Origin of the sequence: Streptomyces specialis, from assembly GCF_001493375.1 — a bacterium.
GTDB classification, from domain to species: Bacteria; Actinomycetota; Actinomycetes; order Streptomycetales; family Streptomycetaceae; genus Streptomyces; species Streptomyces specialis.
This window is the reverse complement of the sequence record NZ_LN929784.1, coordinates 1-6124: the sequence shown is the minus strand read 5'-3', so window position 1 is coordinate 6124 and position 6124 is coordinate 1. Positions and strand designations below refer to the sequence as shown.

Below are 6124 nucleotides of genomic sequence, written 5' to 3'. Positions count from 1 at the left end.
TGTAGGTTGGGTGGGTGGGATGGGGGTATGGCGGCTGCTCGTGCTGGTTGAGCAATGGCTAAATTGTTGTGAGGCGGTCAAAAAGGCGCCGGCGGTGGCATGCAAGGTGAGCTACCCTCGACCTCGAACGCGTCAGTAGGGATGCCCCCACCCCCGGCGAAACCGGCGAACCCGGGGAGCCCTCGGAAACCGGGGAGCCCGGCCAGGCGCCGCCGGCCGGCTACCGCGAGGCCACCGACGAGGCGGGCTTCACCCTGTACGTGCCCACCGGCTGGGAACGCTCCTCCGACGGCGTCAGCGTCTTCTACACCTCCCCGGACACCGCCCGCAGCGTCCAGGTGTTCCGCCTGGAGGAGGAGCCGACCCCGTACGACTCGGCGGTGATCGCCCGCCAGAACGCGTCCGGGGCCGACGACTACGCACTGCTCGGCTTCGACGCCAAGAGCGACGACCCCACAGCCCTCACGAGCCTGGAGTACACCTACACCGACCCCGCGTACGGGCCGCGCCACGTCCTCGACCACCGCTTCGTCGGGGACGACGGCGTCACGCTGTACGCCCTCGTCGTCTACGGCCCGCCCGGCGACCAGCGGGCCCAGCGGGACATCCGGGACCAGGCCCTCGCCTCGTTCTGCGGGCCCGCGCCCTGCGCGGACTGACCCGCGTCCCGCCGCCTCCGCCCGCCCCGGTGACCGTCCCCCCGGGTCCCGCACGCCTCCCTGACCAGCGCGTGTAACGCCGGGCCGCCGTTTCGCCAAGTGTGGGTGTACGCGCAAGCAGGACGACACAGGAGGCCCTTGCGTGAAGATACCCACCAGGAGCCGCGGCGGCCCGGCCGCGGCGGCCCGGGATCCCGAGCTGTTCGCCGCGTTCTACCGGCGCCATGTGGACGCGGTGACGCGGTTCCTCGCGCGGCGGGTGGAGGATCCGCACTCCGTCGCCGACCTCACCGCCGAGGTGTTCCTCGCGGTGATCGACTCCGGGCACACCTACCGGAAGGGACGCGGCAGCGAGATCGCGTGGCTGTACGGCATCGCGCGCAACGTCGCCTCGGCCGAACGCCACCGTGCCGCCCGTGAGTCGCTCCTGACCAGCCGCGTCGCCGGACGGCGGCTGCTGGAGCCGGACGCCATCGCGCGTCTGGAGGAGAAGCTCGTCGCGGAGAGAGAGGGTCGCCGTCTCGTCGCGGCCCTCGCCGAACTTCCCGAGGGCGAGCGGGCCGTGCTGGAACTCGTCGCCGTGGACCAGCTCAGCGTCACCGAGGCGGCCAGGTCCCTCGGCATCCGCCCGGTCACGGCCCGGGTCCGTCTCCACCGCGCGCGCCTGACGCTGCGCGCCGCCACCGAAACCGAGACCGCCGAGGCGGCGGAGCCCGTCCGCCGCCCTTCCCCCGCAGGGAGCACGTCATGACACCGACCTTCGAAGACCGTCTTCTGGACGAACTCCAGCGCGAGGTCCGCCTCGCCTCGGCCGGGACGCGCGAGGAGCCGGGCTCGCGCCTCGCGTTCCCCCGGGCCCGCGCCGGGCTGGGTCTGGCCGCCGCCGCCGGCGTGGCGGTGACACTCGTCGTGCTGCCCGGAAGCGGGTCCTCCACCGCGTATGCGGTGGAGCAGGGGAACGACGGGACGGTGCGGCTGACCGTCGCGGCGCCCCTGGACGACGCCACCCGGAACCGCCTCGCGGACGATCTGGCCGAGGCGGGGGTCGAGGTGGTGAGGGCGGACGAGGTGCCCCCGGACGTCACCCACGTCCACTGCCCGGACGGGGAGGAGGCGGACGACGTCTCCGTCGTGCCGACCGAGGAGCTGGACCCCGAGGAGTGGCAGGAGACGATGGAGCTGACGCTGCGGCCCGCCGACGTGGTGGTCATCGACAGCGTGCCGGGGGCGGACGGCGCGGCCGACGAGACGCGGTTGGCCGTGGTCACCGAGCCTGACTGCGACGTCGACGCCGTCTTCGACACCGTCGTGCCCGGCTCCGCCGAGTAGCCGGTCCCGGCGCGGCGGGGCGTCAGGGGGCCCGGCGGTTCGCCGCGCACCACCGGAGGACGGCCCGCGCGGCGTGCCGCATGCCGCCGTGGCCGAAACGCTCCGCCAGCGCCCGGGCCCGGCCCTCCCGGGCGCCGGGCCCGGCGGTGCGGTCCGCGACCAGGCGGGCGAGCGCGCCCGCCGGAGGGTGGCCGGTGGCCGCCTCCCGTACGGCGCGGTCGATGGCCCGGGTCAGGTCGGGGATCGAGGGCCCGTACGCCACGGGCAGGCCGAGGTCCGCCCAGTCCAGGCGGGCGTCGCAGTGGCCCGCCGCGTCGAGGAGGTCGATCTGTTCGGCCTGGGAGTCGTTCGCGGGCGGGGGCCAGAGGGTGGGGACGCCGGGCGCGGCGGCGTCGTAGATGTTGCCGAGGCCGGACGTCATGCACGCGTACGTCGCGGTGCTCATGAGGTCGAGCACGGTGTCGTGGTCGTAGGTGCCCACGTCCGGGTCGTCGAGGGCGCGGGCGATGCCGCGGCTGGTCGCCACGGTGATCCGCCGGCCGGGGGGTGTGCCGGCGCGGACGGCGGCCAGCATGAGGCGGGCGTAGGCGACGGCGTCGTCGGGGGCCCAGACGGGGTGCTGGAGGCCGCCGAGGTTGACCAGGACGTGCCGGCCGGGCTTCCGGTCCCGCCTCGGCGGCGCCAGCGGCGGGACGACCACGGTCCGCGCCCGGAGCGCGGGGTCGTCCGCGAGGCGCTCGCGGACACCGAAGAAGTCCTGCGCGAGATAGAGCGCGGCCCGGTGGGCCACCTCCGGAACGGTGGGCCAGTACCACGCCAGCGCGTCGTAGATCGCCACGGGCAGCCCGGCGGCGAGGGCGCGGCCGGCCATCGCGAAGTCCACGGCGGTGACGAACAGGTCGTAGCGCGGCGCCAGCGAGGCGAACAGCGCGTCGAGCGCGCCGTCGTCGGCCGGGTCGGTCACGGCGTGGACGGTGTGGAACGGCGGCCTGCGCTGAACGTCGAGCGTGTGGCCGCCGCCGAGGTAGTCCAACTGGGCGCAGGCGGGCGCGAGTTCGGTGGCGAGGATCGCGACGGCCGCCGCCGGTCCGAAGCCGAACGGCTCGGCGTTGAGCAGCAGCCGCGGCCCGGAGGCGCCGGGCGCGTCCCGTGTCACAGCCGGGGTCACACGGGGAACAACGACGCGGCGCGCCCCGGGGACACCACCCATTCCGGCCAACTCACGCCCGCCGCGCGCCGTGATGCGCACGGTCACCCATGTCGGGGGGCGGTGCGCATCCCCTCACCCGCCAGTGGAAGGCATGGACCTCCTCGGTCTCGTTCTCGGGGTGGTTGGACGCCTGGGCGGTGCCGAACACGCCGCCGTCCGCGGCGATCCAGTATCCGCGTGCGCCCCCGAACCCCTCGGGAACGCCGAGGTCGATCAGTCGGCCGCCCCGCCACAGGCAGGCGCGTTCGGCACCGTCCGGTGACTGGAGCGTGCCGGCGACGTCGCCCCGGTCGTTGATCGCGTTCGCGTAGGCCGACACACCGTCGGGAAAGGGCAGGAGTTCCACCCCGTCCGGGGACCACAGGGCGGGCCCCCAGTCGGCGGCGTCCCCGCTGGGACAGGCCGCGCCGAGGACCTGGCCGCGGCTGTTCAGCGCCTGGCCGCCCCATGCGGCCCGGAACGCGCCGGCACCGGCGAGGGGGAACTCGATCAGCTCGCCGTCCCGCCACAGCCACTGACGCTCCCGGCCGGAGGCGTAGTGGGACCCGAGGATGTCGCCGCGTGCGTTGAAAGCACGCACGGCCACCCTGGCCCTCTCCTCGCCCGGCAGGGGTAGCTCCCGCGCGGCGCCGTCCTGCCAGAGGAACACGGTTCCGAGCGACTCGGGATACTCGTCGTACGCCAGCAGGGCCACCTGCCCGCTGTCGTTGAACCCGCGGGGCTCCACGTCCGAGAAGGGGCTCTCCGGGGGCGGCGACACCGGGATGACCTCGCCGGACCGGTACAGCCTGGTGCTCCGCCTCGCGTAGTTCCCCTCCCGGACGGTGAAGAGCACTTCGCCGCGGTTGTTGATGTGGTTGCCCCAGGCGTTCGTGTCGAGATCCAGGACCTCCGGCACTCCGCGCGTCCAGATCACGGGCCGGGAGACCGAGCCGGAGCCGGAGGCGGTGCCCAGGATCTGGTTCCGGTCGTTCATCGCGGAGGCGGACACGTAGGTCGAGGAGGGCGGCGGTGCCAGCGCGGTCAGTTCCTCCCCGTCCCACACCGCGCCCACGACGCTGTCGGAGTCGCTGTCGAACCGTGCGCCGACCAGGGCCCGTCCCCAGCGGTCGCAGTCCATGACCGACTGGGCGTACGGGACGCCCCGCGCCTGCCCGAGCGGGGTGGCAACCACCCGGTACGACCGCCCGGCGGCCATTGCCGCGGAGGCGCCGCCCACCGCCCAGGACCCCGCGATACCCACGCCCGCCCCCAGCACCGCACGCCTGCCGACGCGCCTGTCTCGTCGCATTCCACTACCCCTCACCCCAATGGACACTGTCGGAGCAACGTGACACTCCTCACCACCGGAGGGAACGGCCGGGCGCGGACTCACGCAGGGAGCGAGCAGAAAACCCGTTCCTTTGACGCCCGGGCGCAAAGGTGGCCCCGGCGCGAGCGCTGCCGGGCGGGGGGCCGGAGGGCTGGTCAGGACTGGACGAGGGGTGCGTCCGTGGCCGCCCGGACGGCGGCTTCGGTGACGCCGGGGGCGGTCTCGACGAGGGTGAGGCCCCGGGGGGTGATGTCGAGGACGGCGAGGTCGGTGATGATCCGGTGGACGCAGGCCCGGCCGGTCAGCGGCAGGGTGCAGCGGTCCCGGATCTTGGGGGTGCCGTCCTTGGCGGTGTGTTCGGTGAGAGCGATGACGCGGCGGGCGCCGTGGACGAGGTCCATCGCGCCGCCCATGCCCTTGACCATCTTGCCGGGGATCATCCAGTTGGCGAGGTCGCCGGTGGCGGAGACCTGCATGGCGCCCAGGACGGCGGTGTCGATGTGGCCGCCGCGGATCATCGCGAAGGACAGGGCGGAGTCGAAGAACGCCGCCCCGGGCAGGACGGTGACGGTCTCCTTGCCGGCGTTGATCAGGTCCGGGTCGACGTCGTCGGGGTGCGGGTAGGGGCCGGTGCCCAGGATGCCGTTCTCGGAGTGGAGCACGACGTGGACGCCGGGCGGGAGGTGGCCGGGGATGAGGGTGGGCAGGCCGATGCCGAGGTTGACGTACGAGCCGTCCTGGAGTTCGGCCGCCGCGCGGGCGGCCATCTCGTCGCGGGTCCAGGGCATCAGACGCTCACCGTCCTGCGTTCGATGGGCTTGTCCGCCGCCTGGGCGGCGGTGAGGGGGACGACCCGCTGGACGAACACGCCCGGCAGGTGCACGTGGTCGGGGTCCAGGCGGCCCGGCTCGACCAGTTCCTCGACCTCGGCGATCGTGACCCGGCCCGCCGTGGCGGCCAGGGGGTTGAAGTTGGCGGCCGTGCGGTGGAACACCAGGTTGCCGTGCCGGTCGCCGCGGGCGGCGCGGACCAGCGCGAAGTCGGTGGTGAGGGCGTGCTCCAGCACGTACTCCCGGCCGTCGAACACGCGGGTCTCCCGGGGCGGGGAGGCCACCGCGACCGCGCCTGACCCGGGGGCGTGGCGCCAGGGCAGGCCGCCCTCGGCTATCGGGGTGCCGACCCCGGCCGGGGTGTAGAACGCGGGGATCCCGGCGCCGCCCGCGCGCAGGCGTTCGGCCAGGGTGCCCTGCGGGATCAGCTCCACCTCCAGCTCCCCGGCCAGGTACTGGCGGGCGAACTCCTTGTTCTCCCCGACGTAGGAGGCGGTCACCCGGGCCACCCGTCCGGCGGCCAGGAGGATGCCCAGGCCCCGGCCGTCCACGCCGCAGTTGTTCGACGCCAGCCGCAGGCCGGTCGCGCCCCGGTCGTGCACCGCGCGGATCAGCGTCTCCGGGACGCCGCACAGCCCGAACCCGCCGACCGCGAGCGACGCGCCGTCGCCGATGTCCGCCACCGCTTCGGCGGCGCTGTGGATGACCTTGTTCATGAGCCGCTGTGGCTTCCGGTCATCAGGCCGGCGAGGTCGTCGGGTCTGATGAAGGAGGGCGGCGGCGG

Annotated in this window: 7 protein-coding genes; 3 read left to right on the top strand and 4 right to left on the bottom strand. The window is 74.3% G+C overall.

The window, feature by feature from the left end; translation table 11 throughout:
- Positions 1–260: 260 nt before the first annotated feature.
- The 3 genes from BN2279_RS06985 (at position 261) to BN2279_RS06975 (ending at position 1988) form a co-directional block, all read left to right on the top strand.
- Positions 261–659, top strand: a complete 399-nt coding sequence (locus BN2279_RS06985) for a hypothetical protein (RefSeq protein WP_059007557.1) — start codon at positions 261–263, stop codon at positions 657–659.
- A gap of 142 nt (positions 660–801) precedes the next feature.
- Complete coding sequence (locus tag BN2279_RS06980; RefSeq protein ID WP_059007555.1) at positions 802–1410, top strand: RNA polymerase sigma factor; 609 nt, start codon at positions 802–804, stop codon at positions 1408–1410.
- Positions 1407–1988 carry a hypothetical protein gene (locus BN2279_RS06975; protein WP_059007553.1) on the top strand — a complete coding sequence of 194 codons (582 nt, stop codon included), beginning with the start codon at positions 1407–1409 and terminating at the stop codon, positions 1986–1988. Before BN2279_RS06980 ends, BN2279_RS06975 begins: the two co-directional genes overlap by 4 nt.
- A gap of 22 nt (positions 1989–2010) precedes the next feature.
- Here the strand turns inward: BN2279_RS06975 and BN2279_RS06970 are convergent, their stop codons facing one another.
- From BN2279_RS06970 to BN2279_RS06955, 4 genes are all read right to left on the bottom strand, one after another.
- Positions 2011–3144 (bottom strand): hypothetical protein, encoded by a 1134-nt coding sequence (locus tag BN2279_RS06970; protein ID WP_159037089.1) that lies wholly within the window; start codon positions 3142–3144, stop codon positions 2011–2013.
- A gap of 64 nt (positions 3145–3208) precedes the next feature.
- A complete protein-coding gene (locus BN2279_RS06965) occupies positions 3209–4489 on the bottom strand; it encodes a hypothetical protein (RefSeq protein WP_159037088.1) in 1281 nt (426 codons plus the stop codon).
- 176 nt (positions 4490–4665) lie between these two features.
- On the bottom strand, positions 4666–5298 hold the full coding sequence (locus BN2279_RS06960; protein WP_059007547.1) for a CoA transferase subunit B: 633 nt from the start codon (positions 5296–5298) through the stop codon (positions 4666–4668).
- The gene (locus BN2279_RS06955; protein ID WP_059007546.1) at positions 5298–6056 is read right to left on the bottom strand and encodes a CoA transferase subunit A; all 759 of its coding nucleotides are present in this window, start codon (positions 6054–6056) and stop codon (positions 5298–5300) included. The genes BN2279_RS06960 and BN2279_RS06955 overlap by 1 nt, the downstream gene beginning before the upstream one ends.
- Positions 6057–6124: the final 68 nt, after the last annotated feature.